Source organism: Nonomuraea sp. NPDC048916 (genome assembly GCF_040649575.1).
Classification (GTDB): domain Bacteria; phylum Actinomycetota; class Actinomycetes; order Streptosporangiales; family Streptosporangiaceae; genus Nonomuraea.
This window is the reverse complement of record NZ_JBEZFS010000034.1, coordinates 26,873-42,367: the sequence shown is the minus strand read 5'-3', so window position 1 is coordinate 42,367 and position 15,495 is coordinate 26,873. Positions and strand designations below refer to the sequence as shown.

The window sequence follows — 15,495 nt, the reverse complement described above, 5'->3', positions numbered from 1 at the left end:
TGGAGTCCCCCAGTGAAGCGCCTGCTCGTCCCCCTAGCCGCACTCGGCCTGAGCGCCGCCACCCTCTCCCTCCCCGCCGCCGCCACCCCCACCTGGATCAGCGACCCGCTGGCCCCCAAGGCGGCCGACGCCTACAGCAACGCCTCCTTCTGGCTCGACGCCAACGGCGCCGCGCTGAGGAAGGCGACCCAATATCGCCTGGATGCCAAGGACGTCCCCAAGCTGGTCCGTCCCCAGACACAGACCGGCGACGGCAAGCCCGGCATGACCGCGCCCACCGGCGCCAAGCCCGTCGCCACCAAGGTCAAGAACGTCAACCTGCCCAAGACGATCGGCAAGGTCTTCTTCCTCGACCGCAAGGGCGACTACCGCTGGTGCTCGGCGACCTCCATCCAGTCCCGTCACCGCAACCTGGTCGCGACGGCCGGCCACTGCGTCTACGAGCACGGTGAGGACGTCTTCGCCAAGTGGGTGTTCGTCCCCGGCTACTACCAGGGCAAGGCCCCCTACGGCGTCTACGCGGGCGCCTACGCCTTCACCGCCTACGACCTCGACACCTACGACGACTACGACGGCGACTTCGCCTTCGTCGCGGTGCACAACGGCTTCCGCCTCGCGGGCGAGAAGAAGGTGACGTTCCGCGAGTTCAAGGCGTGGCAGGGCGACAAGTGGGTCAAGCCGCACGAGATCACCGCCGCCGAGTACGCCAAGTGTCAGCTGGACCTGGGCGAGTGCTGGTCGGAGGGCAAGGACACGCCCGCCGACAAGGTGGGGCCCGACTACCCCGGCGCGGTCCTGGAGAAGGAAGAGGTCGACGGCAAGACGTACAAGGACGCCAAGACCGGCAAGGGCAACGGCTTCAAGCTGGGCGAGCCGGTCACGGTGCCCATCACCAAGGCCGAGCACGACGCGTACAAGGGTCTCGGCACCAAGGGCGACGACAAGCGCGGCAACTACTCGCTCACCACGTACTACGTCCAGAAGTGGGTCAAGCCCGGCACCTCCCGCAAGTACTACATGCCGGAGTACGTCATCGGCCTGGCCAAGGACGCCGGGCGGCTCGGTGACGTCGTCGGCGGTCAGGGCATCGCCTGGAACCAGCCGATGAACCAGCAGGTCATGGTCTTCGGCTACCCGTCGGCGCCGCACCCCGACGGTGACCGCCCCTACACCGGCACCACGCCCAAGTGGTGCTCGGGCAAGACCGGCACCAAGACGTACCAGGTCAACATGTTCAAGGTCGAGACGCACCAGGTGCTCAAGTGCTCGATGACCGGCGGCGCCGACGGCGGCCCCTGGTTGCTCAAGTACGACAACAACAAGCGCACCGGCTACGTCAACGGTGTGACGAGCCTGTTCCACGACCAGGACGGCAACGACCGGATCGACTTCATCAGCTCCGCGTACTTCGACGGCGAGGTCGCCGACGTCTACAACAAGGCGAACTACGCGGAGACGAAGAGCGTCGTCGGCCCCAACGGCGAGCTGCCCAACTGAGCCCACCCGCCGTGAAGCCCGCCCCCACCGGGGGCGGGCTTCGTCATGCCAGGGCGAGCTCTCTGGTGCGCTGCTGCAACGCCACCACAGCCGGCTCCCGTTTGTACGGCTCCAGCCGCCTGCGCAGGTCGGCCGCGTAGGAGCGGGACCTGACCGACTGGAGCTCGCTGGCCAGGCTGAACGCGGTCGAGGCGACCTTGCAGGCCTCGTCGAGCTCCCCGCACTGCAACAGCCCCGCCGCCAGCAGCGACAGGTTGAACATCCGGCCCCGCACGAAGCGGCCGTCCATGTCGAGCGAGCGGCGCGCCTGCCGCACGACCCGCGGGCCGTCGCCGAGGTCGCGGAAGCAGTGGGCGAACTTGGCCGACAGATAGGCCTCGTCGAAGTAGCTCAGCCAGGGCGGCTCCTGCCCCGGGTCACGCCGGTCGAAGGTCGTCTCGGCCTGGTGGAGGCTCGCGGCGCAGGAGCGGGCGTCGCCGAGCCCGGCATGGGCGTGGGCCTCCAGCACCTGGCTGGACGACAGCAGCGTCGGAATGCCCGCCTGGCGAGCCGAGAGCTGGGCCGCCCTGGCCAGGTCGAGGGCGTGGCCCGGCTGGCCCATGTAGATGGCCTGGTGGGCCATGCCCGCCAGGATCTCGCCGCCCAGGGCGTGGTCGTCGGCTCCCCTGGCCAGGCGGAGCGCCTGGATCAGGTAGCGCTGGGCCAGGCCGTGTTGCTCCAGGTCGTAGGCCATCCAGCCGGCCAGCCTGGTCAGCTCGGCGGCGGCCGCGGCTAACTCCTTGCCGGTCGAGTCGTCGTACGAGCCCTCCTTGAGGAGCGGCGAGACGGCGGAGTCGAGGTATCTGATCACCGACGAGCGGACCCGGCCACCGCCGAACCGGTTGTCGAGCTCGCCGAACGAGCGGGTCACCTCGTGGATCGCGGCGATGTCGGCCTTGCCCACCCGCCGCGAGCCGCCACTGGCGACCCAGCTCTCCTTGGGCGCCGTCAGCCAGCGCACCGCTCCTACGGAGCCTGCTCCAATCGCGAAGGTCGAGTCGATCAGGAACCTCCGCCTCTCGACATCGGCCCGCCACAGCGCGGTCACGGTCGCGATCCCCTCCTGCCACGTGTGCGTGAACTGTTGCCCGAGATCGAGGGGCGTAATGATGGCCGGCATGCCCAGATCCTCGGGAGACACCGGTCTGCCGAGCCTGAGCGCGAAAATCTCGGTGAGGAGGGACGGCACGGGGCCCCTCGGCCGCTGACCGGCGATCCACCGCAGCACGGAGCTGTGGTCGTATTTCAGCCCAGGTGTGCCGCGCGCGGCCCCCAGATCATTGAGGCGCCTGGCCAGACCCTTGTGGGAGAAGCCCGCCTCCGCGATGAGCTGCTGTAGCAGCCGGTTGGCCTCGCGTACCATCGCTTTCCTCGTCACAGGAGCCGACGCCCGTATCCATACAGAGAGTTTCTGTTATAGCACGCTGAGTAAAGGAATCTTTGCGAGTTCCTCAAAGCTCAGCCGAACTCTCGCGGAAATCGGGTCGCCGGCTCCAGGGTGAGGCGTCGTCAGGAGACCACGGTCAGCGGCGGGCCACCCCGTCCTTCCTGGCCTGCTCGGCCACGGCGGCGATCACGGCGGGGGCGACCCGCTCGTCGAAGGGGCTGGGGATGACGTAGTCGGCCGAGAGGGCGTCGCCCACCACGGAGGCGAGCGCGCCCGCAGCGGCGACCTTCATGTTCTCGGTGATCGCGGTCGCCCGCACGTCGAGCGCGCCGCGGAAGACGCCGGGGAAGGCCAGCACGTTGTTGATCTGGTTGGGGAAGTCGGACCGGCCGGTCGCGACGACCCTGGCGTGCCTGGCGGCCACGGACGGCTCGATCTCGGGCATCGGGTTGGACAGCGCGAAGACGATCGAGTCGGCGGCCATGGAGGCGATGGCCGCCTCCGGCACGGTCGAGCCCGACAGGCCCACGAACACGTCGGCGCCGGCCAGGGCCTCCTCGGTCGAGCCCATGTGGCCCGCCTTGTTGGTGTCGCGGGCCAGTGCCTCCTTGACGGGGTTGAGGCCCTCCCTGCCGGTGTAGATCATGCCCTTGGAGTCGGCCACCGCGATGTCGCCGATGCCCGCCTCCAGCAGGATCCTGGCGACGGCCACGCCCGACGCGCCGGCGCCCGCCACGACCACGCGCAGGTCGCCGAGGGAGCGGCCGGTGAGGCGGGCCGCGTTGGTCAGCGCCGCGAGCACCACGATGGCGGTGCCGTGCTGGTCGTCGTGGAAGACGGGGATGTCGAGGAGCTCGCGCAGGCGGTCCTCGACCTCGAAGCAGCGCGGCGCGCTGATGTCCTCCAGGTTGATGCCGCCGAACGAGGGCGCGAGCCGGACGACGGTCTCCACGAGGGCGTCGACGTCGGTGCAGTCGAGGCAGATCGGGACCGCGTCCACGCCGCCGAACTCCTTGAACAGCAGCGCCTTGCCCTCCATCACGGGCATCGCCGCCGAGGGGCCGATGTCGCCGAGGCCGAGCACCGCGGTGCCGTCGGAGACGACGGCGACCACGTTGGAGACCCAGGTGTAGTCGTCGGCCAGCGAGGGCGTTTCGGCGATGGCGCTGCACACCCGGGCGACGCCCGGCGTGTAGGCCAGCGACAGGTCGTCGGCGTCGCGGACGGGGATGGTGGAGCGGATCTCGATCTTGCCGCCGCGGTGCAGCGCGAAGGCGGGATCGGCGTCGAGCGACGGGACGGACGCGGAAGTGGGTGTGGTAGTCACAGAGAGACCCCAGTAGTCATCGAACGGACGAGAGACCTTCGGCAGACGGCGCGAGAGGCCTGGCTTCGGTAGCCGCCAGGGTCCCCTCCCGATCGTCTCGTGAGGGGGTACGGGGGTCACCCGTTGGTCCATAGTGCCACATGCTGAGATGGCGTCGGTCTCAGGGCCGACGCCGTTCTGTTGACGCATTGTTAATTCCCGGTGGACGGACCGACGCTAAAGGGCATTTAAACTTCACAAAAACCAACCTTTCGTGGCATAACCCTACGAGGAGGCCCGCAGATGGCCCTCTGGACCAAGAGCCGCCGCACATCCGCCGTCGGCGCGCTCGCCTTGACCGCAGTCTTCGCCCTGTCCGCCTGTGGCGGCTCGGGAGACTCGACCACCGCCTCCACCAGCGCCGGAGCCTCCGCGTCGGGCGGCGCCCAGCTCGTCAACCCCGGCAAGCTGACGACCTGCACGAACATCCCCTACGAGCCGTTCCAGTTCAAGGACGATAGCGGCAAGATCGTCGGGTTCGACGTCGACATCATCGACCTGGCCGCCAAGAAGCTCGGCGTGACACAGGAGATCGTCGACATCGACTTCGCCGTGATCAAGAGCGGTGCCGCCATGGCGGCCAAGAAGTGCGACGTCGCCGCCGCCGGCATGACGATCACCGAGGAGCGCAAGGCGAACATCGACTTCTCCGTCCCCTACTTCGACGCCACGCAGGCCCTGCTGGCCAAGAAGGGCACCGGCGCCACGTCGCTGGACGACGTCAAGGCCAAGAACCTCAAGCTGGGCGCGCAGGCCAGCACCACCGGCCTCGACTACGTCAAGAAGAACGGCTTCGACCCCACCGAGTACGCCGACTCGCCCAAGGAACTGCTGGCCCTGCAGTCCGGCCAGGCCGACGTGATCGTCCAGGACCTCCCGGTGGTGCTCACCTGGCTGAAGAAGCCGGAGATCGCCGAGAAGTTCGAGCTGATCGCCAGCCTCGACACCGGCGAGCAGTACGGCGTGGGCCTGAAGAAGGGCGCCGACCCGGTCCTGCTCAAGACCATCAACGAGACGATCGAGGCCGCCAAGGCCGACGGCACCTACGAGCAGATCTTCGTGAAGTGGTTCGGCAAGAAGCCCGGTGAGCTGGGCTGATCCAGTGACGGACCAGTCGGTGACGGCTGCGCCGGGCAAAGCCCGGCTCAGCCCTCGCAAGAAGCGGCAGATCGGCCGGGGCATCCAGTACGCCCTGCTGGTCGCCATCGTCGTCGGCGTCGTCGTGTACGCGGACTGGCCGGGCCTGGCGCAGAACTTCACCAGGCTCGACGTGGCGGAGAAGGCGCTCCCGGAGCTGTTCACGATCGCGCTCCGGAACACGATGATCTACGCGGTCGGCGGCTTCATCCTCTCCTTCGTGTTCGGGTTGCTGCTCGCGCTGATGCGGCTCTCGACGGTCGGGCCGTACCGCTGGATCTCGGGGATCTACATCGAGATCTTCCGCGGCCTCCCCGCGATGCTGATCTTCTTGATGATCACCTTCCTGCCCATGGCGCTGCGCGGCTTCGAGGTGCCGGGCGGCACCTTCGGTCAGGGCATCCTGGGGCTCGGCCTGATCGGCTCCGCCTACCAGGCGGAGGTCTTCCGGGCCGGCCTGCAGGCCGTCCCCAGGGGCCAGACCGAGGCGGCCAGGTCGCTGGGCATGTCGGCGTTCAGGGCCCAGCTCACCGTGGTCATCCCGCAGGCGATCCGGATCGTGATCCCGCCGACCACCAACCAGTTCGTCGCCCTGCTCAAGGACTCGTCGCTGGTGTTCTTCCTCGGCGTCTCCGGCCAGTACGTCGAGCTGGCCAAGTTCGGCAACGACCTGGCCTCCCAGTACGCGAACGCCACGCCCATCCTGGTGGCGGGTGTGACGTACCTCATCGTCACGATCCCGCTGGGCCGCCTCGCGTCCCGGCTGGAGCATCGCAAGGGAAGCCGCCGATGACCCACGCCATCGAGATCAAGGACCTGCACAAGCACTTCGGTGACAACGAGGTGCTCAAGGGCATCGACGTCACGGTCGAGCCCGGGCAGGTGGTGTGCGTGATCGGGCCCTCGGGTTCGGGCAAGTCCACGCTGCTGCGCTGCGTCAACCTGCTGGAGGAGCCGACCAGGGGCCAGGTGCGGGTGCAGGGCGTCGAGGTCACCGATCCCGACGTGGACATCGACGCCGTCAGGCGCCGCATCGGCATGGTGTTCCAGCAGTTCAACCTGTTCCCCCACATGACCGCGCTGCAGAACGTGATGATCGCCCAGCAGCGGGTGCTCAGGCGCGGCAAGAAGGAAGCCGAGGTCGTCGCCCGGGAGAACCTCGAGAAGGTCGGCGTCATCGAGAAGTGCGACGCCTTCCCCGCGCAGCTGTCCGGCGGGCAGCAGCAGCGGGTGGCCATCGCCAGGGCGCTGGCCATGAACCCCGACCTGATGCTGTTCGACGAGCCCACCTCGGCGCTCGACCCCGAGCTGGTCGGCGACGTGCTCACCGTCATGCGCAAGCTCGCCGAGGAGGGCATGACCATGCTGGTGGTCACCCACGAGATGGGCTTCGCCCGCGAGGTGGCCGACCGGGTCGTGTTCATGGACGGCGGCGTGATCGTCGAGGACGGGCCGCCCGCCCAGGTGATCGGCGACCCGCAGCACGAGCGGACCCGCTCGTTCCTCAGGCGCGTCCTGCACCCCGGGGAGTGACGGAACCGGGGCGCCCGGCACCGGGCGCCCCGGCCCTCTCCCGCGCGGCATGTAATACTCCAGCATGGACCTCACCTCTTACGCCGAATGGGCGGTCCACCTGGTCAACGATCCCGACCCGCCGCCCCACCTCAGGGAGCTGCGCGACGCGCTGGCCGAGGTCTTCGCCGCGGCCTCCGAGGCCGAGGTCGCGGCCCTGCTCAACGCCCTGCTCGCGCGCTATCCGGTGCGCCCCCGGCTGTCGGACCACGACGGGCAGCGCTGGCACCTGCACCTGGCCGAGGACTCCGCCGCGAGCGCCGTGATGGGCCTGGCGGCGATGGTCGCCGAGCTGGGCGCCGACCGGCTCGGCCGGTGCCAGGACCCCCGGTGCTCGCGGGCCTTCCTCGACACCTCCTCCAACCGCTCGCGCCGTTACTGCTCGGCGCGCTGCGCCAGCCGGGCCAACGTCGCCGCCTACCGCGCCCGCCGCCGCGGCGGCCAGTAGCGCAGCACCACGCGGCCCACGATGTCGTCGACCGGGCCGAAGTCCCAGCTGTCGCGGCGGCCGCCGGCCCGCTGGTTGTCGCTCTCCAGCCACCAGCCCTCCTCCTCGCGCCACCGGGCCCGCTTGACGATCAGCCGGTCGGGGTCGCCGGGCAGCCTGGCCACCACCACGTCACCCGGACGGACCTGGGCGCCTCGTCGCACCAGCAGCCAGTCGCCCGGAAGCAGCGCGGGACGCATGGAGTCGCCCTCGACACGCACTCTCATGGGCTGTGACCCCCTCCGTCGCAGGCCTTCGCACCCGAGTAAGGTCGGTAACTGGACCAAGCTGACTCAGCATCAAGGAAGGACTTTCCGATGCTCGCACGACTGCTACGACCCAAGCATGTCGCTTCCGCTCACTGCGACCTGCCCTGCGGCGTCTACGACCCCGCTCAGGCTCGGATCGAGGCCGAGTCGGTCAAGGCGATCATGGAGAAGTACGCCGGCAACGAGGACCCGATCTTCCGCGCCCGCGCGCTGACCATCAAGGAGGAGCGGGCCGAGCTGGTCAAGCACCACCTCTGGGTGCTCTGGACCGACTACTTCAAGCCGCCGCACCTCGAGCAGTATCCCCAGCTCCACCAGCTGTTCTGGGACGCGACGAAGCTCGCGGGCGCCGCGGGCGCCAAGGGCACCGTCGACGTCGCCAAGGCCGACGAGCTCCTGGGCAAGATCGATGACATTTCCAAGATCTTCTGGGAGACCAAGGCCGCCTAAACCGGCATTTAAGGCTCTGTGTGGTTACCAGGCCGCACAGAGCCTTTTCCGTTGATGGCGAGTCTGATTCGTCCAAGCACCTCTCAGGGGCGGTAAGTTGCAGTCAGCGTCGGATAGCGCGAGGAGGAACGTGACCGAGGAAACGGAGACGCGTGTTGAGGGCGAGGCCGGCATCCGTGACATAGTGAGCATCAGGCTCCCAGCCGCGAGTGCCTACCTGTCCGTGCTTCGCACGGCCACCGCCGGGCTCGCGGCGCGACTCGACTTCACGCTCGACGAGATCGAGGATCTGCGGATCGCGGTCGACGAGGCGTGCGCCATGCTCCTGAGTGAGGCGGTGCCCGGCACCGACCTGACCGCCGAGTTCGAGCTGACCGGGCAGGAGATGCAGGTCAGGGTCGAGGTCGCGACGGCCGGCACGTCCGCTCCCAAGCGCGATGACTTCGCCTGGATGGTGTTGACGGCCCTGGCCGACGATGTCGACGCGGTGACCGACTCCCCTGACCGCATGGCGATCGTCCTGCGTAAGCGCCGAGGCGCGGCGAGGCCGGCGTGACGGAAAGGACTGGAGCCATGGCCACCAGCGAACACGCCGTGCCCGACCGGGTGCGGGCTCGCAGGCTCTTCGCCGAGCTGGCCGAGCTGGGTCCCGAGGAGCCGCGCCGCCAGCGCATCAGGGACGAGCTGGTCGAGCTTCACCTTCCCCTGGTCGAATACTTGGCCCGCCGTTTCCGCAACCGGGGCGAGTGGCTCGACGATCTCACCCAGGTCGCCACCATCGGGCTGATCAAGTCGATCGACCGTTTCGACCTCAACCGCGGCGTGGAGTTCTCCACCTACGCCACGCCGACCATCGTCGGCGAGATCAAGAGGCACTTCCGCGACAAGGGCTGGGCGGTCCGCGTCCCGCGCCGCCTGCAGGAGCTCAAGCTCTCGCTGACCAAGGCGATCAGCGAGCTCTCGCAGCGCGAGGGCCGGGCGCCGACGGTGGCCGAGCTCGCCGCCTACCTGAAGATGACCGAGGAGGAGGTGCTCGAGGGTCTCGAGTCGGCCAACGCCTACTCGACCGTCTCGCTCGACGCCCCCGACTCCGGCGACGACGACGCGCCCGCCGTGTCCGACTCGCTCGGCATCGTGGACGAGTCGCTCGAGGGGGTCGAGTATCGCGAGTCGCTCAAGCCGCTGCTCGAACGCCTGCCGCCGCGCGAGAAGCGCATCCTGCTGCTGCGGTTCTTCGGCAACATGACCCAGTCGCAGATCGCCACCGAGCTGGGCATCTCGCAGATGCACGTGTCACGGCTGCTCGCTCGCACGCTGGCCCAGCTACGCGAGGGCCTGACCGCGGAAGACTAGTCCTCGCCGTAGAGGGCGTGGGTGGTGGGAGGAGCCAGCAGCGCGACGAGGCCGACCAGGGCGACGACGATCACCGGGATCCCGAGGACCGGCCGGTCGGCCTGGATGAGCGTCACCGCGACAGGGATCATGAAGATCTGCGCCAGCACGCTCGGCGACCTCCCCCACCGCTCCACCTTGAGCAGCCCGCCCCACGCCACCCAGAGCAGGCCCGCGCCGACCAGCATCCCGAACACCGCCTCGGCGATCGCGGCCGTGATGTCCTCCGCGTCGCCGCGCAGCGTCTCCACCCCGGCGTAAAGCCCCAGCCCCAGGGCCACCAGCCCTTCCAGGGCGACGACGAGGGCGGCGACGACCAAGCTCAGCGGACGTTTCGACACACCGAAACCCTATCCGGCCCGCCTGTCGCTCCGTCCCACGCCTTAGAGGCACCCTTGCCTACAAATGGGATCTTCGCGACAAGACAGACATCGACCAGCGGCTACGCTGACGTCATGCGCGCGATGCTCCTGGTCAACCCCAAGGCCACGACCACGAATGCACGGACCCGTGACGTCCTCATCCGAGCGCTCGGCGCGGCCGTCGAGCTGACCGTCGAGCAGACGGGCTACCGGGGTCACGCCGCGACGCTGGCGAGCACCGCGCGGGCCAAGGGATACGACGTGGTGGCCGTGCTCGGCGGTGACGGCACCATCAACGAGGCGGTCAACGGCCTGCTCAACCCGGTCAACGGCGCCACCACCACGCCCGAGCCCGACCCCAGCGCCGGACGCCCCGCGCTGATCGTCATCCCGGGCGGCAGCGCCAACGTGTTCGCCCGTGCGCTCGGCCTGCCGAACGATCCGGTCGAGTCCACCGGGGCGGTGCTGGAGGCGCTGCGGGAGAACCGGCGCAGGACCGTGGGTTTGGGACAGGCCCTCTGGAACGGCGAAAGCCGATATTTCACTTTCTGCGCCGGGATGGGATATGACGCCGAGGTGATCCGCGCGGTAGAGGGGCTGCGCGGGTCGGGACACAAGGCGACCCCCATGCGTTACGTGAACACCGCGTTGCGCCACTATCTCGCCACCGACAAGCGGCAGCCGGCGATGACCCTGACCGGGCCGGGCATCCCGACCGTCGAGGGCGTGTTCATGGCGATCATCTCCAACACCTCGCCGTGGACCTATCTCGGCACCAGGCCGGTCCACCCCACTCCGTGGGCGAGTTTCGAGACCGGGCTCGATCTGCTGGGCCTCCAGCGCATGGGACCGATAGCCCTGCTGCCCCTGATCCGGAAGATCCTCACGGAGCGTGACGCGCTTCCCTCGGGGAAACACCTCGTGCAACTGCACGACGAGCCCGAGTTCACCCTCACCGCGCAACGGCCGGTGGCCTTCGAACTGGACGGGGATTACCTGGGCGAACGTGAGTCCGTAACGTTCCGGTCTACACCGAACGCGTTACAAGTTCTGGTCTAGCCCGTTACATTCGGTCATTGTGTGACGCATCCGACATCCATCACCGCCAAAACTTCGCGTCAACCCTCTTGCGTGCACTCTCCGTGGCTGAAAAGCTCAAGACTGACGTCGGAACGTAGGACCTTTGACAAACCCCGAGGTCGTTCCGCCGTCAGCGATCAGGCCCGATCTTCACCAAGATCCGGGTCATTGTTCGCGCGAGTTAGTGAATCTCTTCACAAAGTAGTAGCCGCACGGGGCCGACCCAAGGCCCCATCTACTAAGGAGTGGACGCATGGACTGGCGCCACCGAGCTGCCTGCCGTGACGTGGACCCCGAGCTGTTCTTCCCGATCGGCAACTCCGGTCCGGCCCTCATGCAGATCGAGGAGGCCAAGCAGGTCTGCAGGTCCTGCCCGGCCGTCGAATCCTGCCTGAAGTGGGCCCTGGAGTCCGGCCAGGACGCCGGCGTCTGGGGCGGGCTCAGCGAGGACGAGCGTCGTGCGCTCAAACGCCGCACGGCCCGCGCTCGCTCCCGCGCCTCCGCCTGACCGAGCCGCCCACGAACGGCCGGCCCGACCGAGTGCACCCCCGACGGATCCGATCCGACAGAGCCGACCTGACCCAGCCGAACCTGACCCAGCCGAACCTGACCGAGCCGCCCCGCCTGGCGCGACACCTTTCCCGCCGGGACCACGACGCGTCCACCCCGGACACCCCGGACGCGGCGTACAGGCTCCGAGACGGCGCCGACGTCCTCTCCAGGACGCGGCGTGCACGCTCCCTGACGGCGCCGCATCCCGCGCGGATGCGGCGCCGTTCAGCGTTGGGCGGGACGGCGGGCCCGCGTCGTGTCACGCGGCGGGAAGCGGGATCGACAGGGTGACCTCGGTGCCGCCGCCGTCGCGCGGCGAGACCGTGAGCTTGCCCGACAGCTCCCCCTCGACCAGCGTGCGCACGATCTGCAGCCCCAAGCTGGTGGAACTGTCGAGGTCGAAACCCTCCGGCAGGCCCTGCCCGTCGTCCCACACGAGCACGTTGAGCCGGTCGGGAGCCGCCTCGACCACCACCTGGAGCCGCTTCGGGCAGCCGTGCTGGAGCGCGTTCTGCAGCAGCTCGGTCAGCGCCATCGCCAGCGGGGTGGCGATCAGCGACGGCAGCACCCCGAACGCGCCCACCCGCCGCGGCATGACCGCCACCTCCGGCGACGACACCTCGCCGGCCATCGCGATCACCCGGTCGGCGATGTCGTCGAAGTCGACGAACTCCTCCGGCGCGTGGGACAGCGTCTCGTGCACGATCGCGATCGAGCCGACCCTGCGCACCGCCTCCTCCAGCGCCTCGCGCCCTTCGGGCACCTGCAACCGCCTGGCCTGCAGCCGGAGCAGCGCCGCCACGGTCTGGAGGTTGTTCTTGACCCGGTGGTGGATCTCGCGGATCGTCGCGTCCTTGGTCATCAGCTCGCGCTCGCGCCGCCGCAGCTCGGTCACGTCGCGGATGAGCACCAGCGCGCCGATGCGCCCGCCGCCGACGATCAGCGGGATCGCCCGCAGTTGCACGATCGTGCCGCCGGACTCGACCTCGGTCTCCTTGGCCGCCCGCCCGCTGGCCACGATCATGAGGTCTTCGTTGATCGGCTCGTCCGAGTAGCAGAGCGTCGCGGTCACCCTGCCCAGCTCGGCGCCCACCAGGTCGGCGTGCAGGCCGAGCCGCCGGTAGGCCGACAGCGCGTTGGGCGAGGCGTAGGTCACCCGGCCGCCCCGGTCGAGCCGGAGCAGCCCGTCGCCCACGCGGGGCGAGCGGACGAGGATCGGCTCCTCGCCGGAGAAGGGGAAGCGCCCCTCGGCCACCATCTGCGCCAGGTCGGAGGCGCTCTGCAGGTAGGTGAGCTCCAGGCGCGACGGCGTGCGGGCCGAGGAGAGGTTGGTGGAGCGCTGGATCACCGCGAGGAAGCGGCCCTCGCCGCCCGGAAGCGCGCGGCGCACCGGAATGGTCTCCTCGCGCACCGGGACGCCGGTCGACCAGTCGGGATCGCCCTCGCGGCAGATGCGCCGCTCGTTCCAGGCGGTGTCGAGCAGCGGGCGTTCGCCCTTGGCGGAGACGGTGCCGACGATGTCGTCGTGGTAGACCGTGGGACCGGTGGTCGGGCGCATCTGCGCGATCGCGATCCAGCCGCCCTCGTGCCGGTGTCCCAGGCCGTCGCGGGGCTCCTCCCCCGGCGGCACCAGCGGCGCCCACAGGACGAGGTCGGCGAACGACAGGTCGGCGAGCAGCTGCCAGTCGGAGACCAGGGAGTGGAGCCAGTCGAGGTCCGCCGCGTCGAGCGCGGTGTGACGGACGACGAGGTCGCTGAGAGTCGGCACGAGTGCATCATGCGCGCTTCCCGCCGCGACAACCAAACCGGCCCTGGTTGAATGCGGACATGAATCCCCTGGCAGGGCCGTGCACGGCCCGGGCCGACCGGCTGGGACCCCTGCGCCATCGGATGTGCGAGTACGTGCGGTCAATCCGCTTATTTCGGGAATCCCACATTGTGAGAACCGTCACACTGCCCGCGCGCCCGGATCGCCGGGCGGAGCTGTGCCGGGCCACCGGAGGTGATCGGGACGTTGGTCGATCTCGGCAGGTCATGGGCCTTCGACAGGTGCCTGACGCCCGCCTCGGTTTCCGGGGCCCGCACCGCAGTGGATATCCTTCACCATCAGCCTGAGCTGCCCGGACACGCACGTGCCAGGGCGGGCTCGCGGTCCCCTGTGACCGGCGGACCCGGCCTGCGGACGAGCGAGCCGGCGGGTGCGGTCACCCCTGCGGTGCCCGGCCCGCCCGAGGCCGCACTTCTGACCGCCGCCACCTGTGCGGGGCCGGGAGTGCGCGTGGGACACCCCCGCCCGTCCTCGGTGCCGGCAGACCGCTCTTGCTTGCGGTTGACCGCTCGGGCCAATCTGAGTTCCGATGATCTCGCGGTGATCAGACACGCCCTCACCGCCGTGGCAGAAGTGAAGGTGAGAGCGTGACGGACGACGGCCCTCGCGTACCGAAGTACTACGACGTGAAGCGGAGCCTGCTGGAGCTCACCAAGAGCCTCTCCCCCGGCACGGCCCTGCCCCCCGAGCGGGCGCTGGCCGTGAAGTTCGAGACCTCCCGCACCACCGTCCGGCAGGCCCTGACCGAGCTGGTCGTCGAGGGACGGCTGCTGCGCATCCAGGGCAAGGGCACGTTCGTCGCCCAGCCGAAGGTGGCGCAGGTGCTGCAGCTGACCTCCTACATCGGCGACCTGCGCACCGCCGGGCTGGAGCCCGACACCAAGATCCTGGAGATCGGCTACATCACCGCCGACGAGGCGCTGGCTCGGCGGCTGGCCATCAACCCGGGCGGTCGCGTCCTGCGCATCCACCGGCTCCGGCTGGCCAACGGCGAGCCCGTCTCCATCGACACCACCCACCTGTCCGCCCGCCGCTTCCCCAGGCTGCGCCGGGAGCTGGAGGTGCACTCCTCGCTGTACGAGACGCTGCACAACGCCTACAACGTGCGCCTCACGGACGCCGAGGAGATCATCGAGACCGTGCTCGCCACCCCCTACGACGCCAAGGCGCTGGGCGTCGACGTGGGCCTGCCCATGCTGCTGCTCACCCGCCACGCCTTCGACGCCGAGGGCCACCCGGTCGAATGGGCCCAGTCCCTCTACCGCGGCGACCGCTACAAGTTCGTCACTCGCCTGCGCCGGCCGTGATCCCCGGCCCCGGCGCCGGTGTCTAGGCTGGTCAGGTGAGCGTTCTCATCGTCACCGGCACCGACACCGGGGTGGGCAAGACGGTCGTGACCGCGGCCGTGGCGGCGCTGGCCCGGGAGCGGGGATCCAGCGTGGCCGTGGTCAAGCCGGCGCAGACCGGGGCGGCGGCCGGCGAGCCGGGCGACGTCGACGAGGTGATCCGGCTGTCCGGCGTGACGACCACGTTCGAGCTGGCCCGCCATCCCGCGGCGCTGTCGCCCGCCGCGGCGGCCAGGGCGGCGGGCGTGCCGCCGGTGTCGCTGTCCGGGGCCGCCGAGCTGGTCGGTGAGCTGGCCGAGAGCAACCGGCTGGTGCTGGTCGAGGGCACCGGCGGGCTGCTGGTGCGCTTCGACGAGGACGGAACGACCGTGGCCGACCTGGCCCGGTCGATCGGCGCGCAGCTGCTGGTCGTCGTCCGGGCCGGGCCGGGGACTCTCAACCACACCGCGCTCACCCTGGAGGCGATGGCCAACCGCGGGCTCGACCTGGCCGGGATCGTGATCGGGTCGTGGCCCGCCGAGCCGGGACCGGCCGAGCGGAGCAACGTGGCCGACCTGGAGATGCTGGCCGCGCGCCCGCTGGCGGGCGCACTGGCCGAGGGTGCGGGGGCGCTGGACGCGGCCGAGTTCGCCGCCGAGGCGCGCAGAGGGCTGGCGGCCACCTTGGGCGGTGTCTTCGACCCCGGCGACTTCAGAAGGACTCTCAGGCTCTCGCGCTGACCGGCCCCGCGT

Annotated in this window: 17 protein-coding genes; 12 read left to right on the top strand and 5 right to left on the bottom strand. The window is 69.7% G+C overall.

All coding sequences use genetic code 11. The features are described 5' to 3' along the window. Positions 1-12 precede the first annotated feature (12 nt). A complete protein-coding gene (locus AB0C16_RS30195) occupies positions 13-1,497 on the top strand; it encodes a hypothetical protein (RefSeq protein ID WP_357687699.1) in 1,485 nt (494 codons plus the stop codon). 43 nt (positions 1,498-1,540) lie between these two features. Here AB0C16_RS30195 and AB0C16_RS30190 read toward each other — a convergent pair whose 3' ends face one another. Further along, positions 1,541-2,899, bottom strand: coding sequence for a hypothetical protein (locus AB0C16_RS30190; RefSeq protein ID WP_357687697.1), 1,359 nt, complete (start codon positions 2,897-2,899; stop codon positions 1,541-1,543). Between the two features lie 160 nt (positions 2,900-3,059). Continuing rightward, entirely contained in the window at positions 3,060-4,250 is a 1,191-nt protein-coding gene (locus AB0C16_RS30185) for an NADP-dependent malic enzyme (protein WP_357687695.1), read from the bottom strand. A 282-nt stretch (positions 4,251-4,532) separates the two neighbouring features. Here AB0C16_RS30185 and AB0C16_RS30180 point away from each other — a divergent pair, with 282 nt between their 5' ends. The 4 genes from AB0C16_RS30180 to AB0C16_RS30165 all read left to right on the top strand — a co-directional run bounded on the left by AB0C16_RS30180 (position 4,533) and on the right by AB0C16_RS30165 (position 7,446). Further along, positions 4,533-5,387 (top strand): ABC transporter substrate-binding protein, encoded by an 855-nt coding sequence (locus AB0C16_RS30180; RefSeq protein WP_357687693.1) that lies wholly within the window; start codon positions 4,533-4,535, stop codon positions 5,385-5,387. 19 nt (positions 5,388-5,406) lie between these two features. Further along, positions 5,407-6,219, top strand: a complete 813-nt coding sequence (locus tag AB0C16_RS30175; RefSeq protein WP_357687691.1) for an amino acid ABC transporter permease — start codon at positions 5,407-5,409, stop codon at positions 6,217-6,219. Continuing rightward, complete coding sequence (locus AB0C16_RS30170) at positions 6,216-6,959, top strand: amino acid ABC transporter ATP-binding protein (protein WP_357687689.1); 744 nt, start codon at positions 6,216-6,218, stop codon at positions 6,957-6,959. The genes AB0C16_RS30175 and AB0C16_RS30170 overlap by 4 nt, the downstream gene beginning before the upstream one ends. A 64-nt stretch (positions 6,960-7,023) precedes the next feature. After that, a complete protein-coding gene (locus tag AB0C16_RS30165) occupies positions 7,024-7,446 on the top strand; it encodes a CGNR zinc finger domain-containing protein (protein ID WP_357687688.1) in 423 nt (140 codons plus the stop codon). On the opposite strand, the gene AB0C16_RS30160 is transcribed toward AB0C16_RS30165, so the two are convergent. After that, complete coding sequence (locus AB0C16_RS30160) at positions 7,416-7,712, bottom strand: S24 family peptidase (RefSeq protein WP_357687686.1); 297 nt, start codon at positions 7,710-7,712, stop codon at positions 7,416-7,418. The genes AB0C16_RS30165 and AB0C16_RS30160 overlap by 31 nt on opposite strands. 90 nt (positions 7,713-7,802) lie before the next feature. On the opposite strand from AB0C16_RS30160, the gene sodN reads away from it, so the two are divergent. The 3 genes from sodN to AB0C16_RS30145 all read left to right on the top strand — a co-directional run bounded on the left by sodN (position 7,803) and on the right by AB0C16_RS30145 (position 9,557). Further along, the gene (gene sodN, locus AB0C16_RS30155) at positions 7,803-8,204 is read left to right on the top strand and encodes a superoxide dismutase, Ni (protein ID WP_357687684.1); all 402 of its coding nucleotides are present in this window, start codon (positions 7,803-7,805) and stop codon (positions 8,202-8,204) included. A 130-nt stretch (positions 8,205-8,334) separates the two neighbouring features. Next, the gene (locus tag AB0C16_RS30150; protein ID WP_357687682.1) at positions 8,335-8,760 is read left to right on the top strand and encodes an anti-sigma factor; all 426 of its coding nucleotides are present in this window, start codon (positions 8,335-8,337) and stop codon (positions 8,758-8,760) included. 17 nt (positions 8,761-8,777) lie between these two features. Beyond that, positions 8,778-9,557, top strand: a complete 780-nt coding sequence (locus AB0C16_RS30145; protein WP_189123185.1) for an RNA polymerase sigma factor SigF — start codon at positions 8,778-8,780, stop codon at positions 9,555-9,557. Here AB0C16_RS30145 and AB0C16_RS30140 read toward each other — a convergent pair. Continuing rightward, the gene (locus AB0C16_RS30140; protein WP_357687680.1) at positions 9,554-9,937 is read right to left on the bottom strand and encodes a hypothetical protein; all 384 of its coding nucleotides are present in this window, start codon (positions 9,935-9,937) and stop codon (positions 9,554-9,556) included. The genes AB0C16_RS30145 and AB0C16_RS30140 overlap by 4 nt on opposite strands. 114 nt (positions 9,938-10,051) lie before the next feature. On the opposite strand from AB0C16_RS30140, the gene AB0C16_RS30135 reads away from it, so the two are divergent. Together AB0C16_RS30135 and AB0C16_RS30130 are read left to right on the top strand one after the other, a co-directional pair. Beyond that, positions 10,052-11,017, top strand: coding sequence for a diacylglycerol kinase family protein (locus tag AB0C16_RS30135; protein WP_357687678.1), 966 nt, complete (start codon positions 10,052-10,054; stop codon positions 11,015-11,017). A gap of 274 nt (positions 11,018-11,291) precedes the next feature. Beyond that, a complete protein-coding gene (locus AB0C16_RS30130; RefSeq protein ID WP_357687676.1) occupies positions 11,292-11,546 on the top strand; it encodes a WhiB family transcriptional regulator in 255 nt (84 codons plus the stop codon). A gap of 303 nt (positions 11,547-11,849) precedes the next feature. Here AB0C16_RS30130 and AB0C16_RS30125 read toward each other — a convergent pair whose 3' ends face one another. Continuing rightward, entirely contained in the window at positions 11,850-13,358 is a 1,509-nt protein-coding gene (locus AB0C16_RS30125; RefSeq protein WP_357687674.1) for a histidine kinase N-terminal domain-containing protein, read from the bottom strand. A 647-nt stretch (positions 13,359-14,005) separates the two neighbouring features. On the opposite strand from AB0C16_RS30125, the gene AB0C16_RS30120 reads away from it, so the two are divergent. Then, the gene (locus tag AB0C16_RS30120) at positions 14,006-14,725 is read left to right on the top strand and encodes a GntR family transcriptional regulator (protein WP_357687672.1); all 720 of its coding nucleotides are present in this window, start codon (positions 14,006-14,008) and stop codon (positions 14,723-14,725) included. Positions 14,726-14,760: 35 nt separating this feature from the next. Next, positions 14,761-15,483: a dethiobiotin synthase gene (bioD, locus tag AB0C16_RS30115; RefSeq protein WP_357687670.1), complete on the top strand. Its 723-nt coding sequence runs from the start codon at positions 14,761-14,763 to the stop codon at positions 15,481-15,483. Positions 15,484-15,495: the final 12 nt, after the last annotated feature.

Coding starts and splice junctions, on each gene's coding strand:
- AB0C16_RS30165 (WP_357687688.1), top strand. CDS start 7,024: ATGGACCTCACCTCTTACGCCGAATGGGCGGTCCACCTGGTCAACGAT.
- AB0C16_RS30135 (WP_357687678.1), top strand. CDS start 10,052: ATGCGCGCGATGCTCCTGGTCAACCCCAAGGCCACGACCACGAATGCA.
- AB0C16_RS30170 (WP_357687689.1), top strand. CDS start 6,216: ATGACCCACGCCATCGAGATCAAGGACCTGCACAAGCACTTCGGTGAC.
- sodN (WP_357687684.1), top strand. CDS start 7,803: ATGCTCGCACGACTGCTACGACCCAAGCATGTCGCTTCCGCTCACTGC.
- AB0C16_RS30160 (WP_357687686.1), bottom strand. CDS start 7,712: ATGAGAGTGCGTGTCGAGGGCGACTCCATGCGTCCCGCGCTGCTTCCG.
- AB0C16_RS30180 (WP_357687693.1), top strand. CDS start 4,533: ATGGCCCTCTGGACCAAGAGCCGCCGCACATCCGCCGTCGGCGCGCTC.
- AB0C16_RS30190 (WP_357687697.1), bottom strand. CDS start 2,899: ATGGTACGCGAGGCCAACCGGCTGCTACAGCAGCTCATCGCGGAGGCG.
- AB0C16_RS30145 (WP_189123185.1), top strand. CDS start 8,778: ATGGCCACCAGCGAACACGCCGTGCCCGACCGGGTGCGGGCTCGCAGG.
- AB0C16_RS30130 (WP_357687676.1), top strand. CDS start 11,292: ATGGACTGGCGCCACCGAGCTGCCTGCCGTGACGTGGACCCCGAGCTG.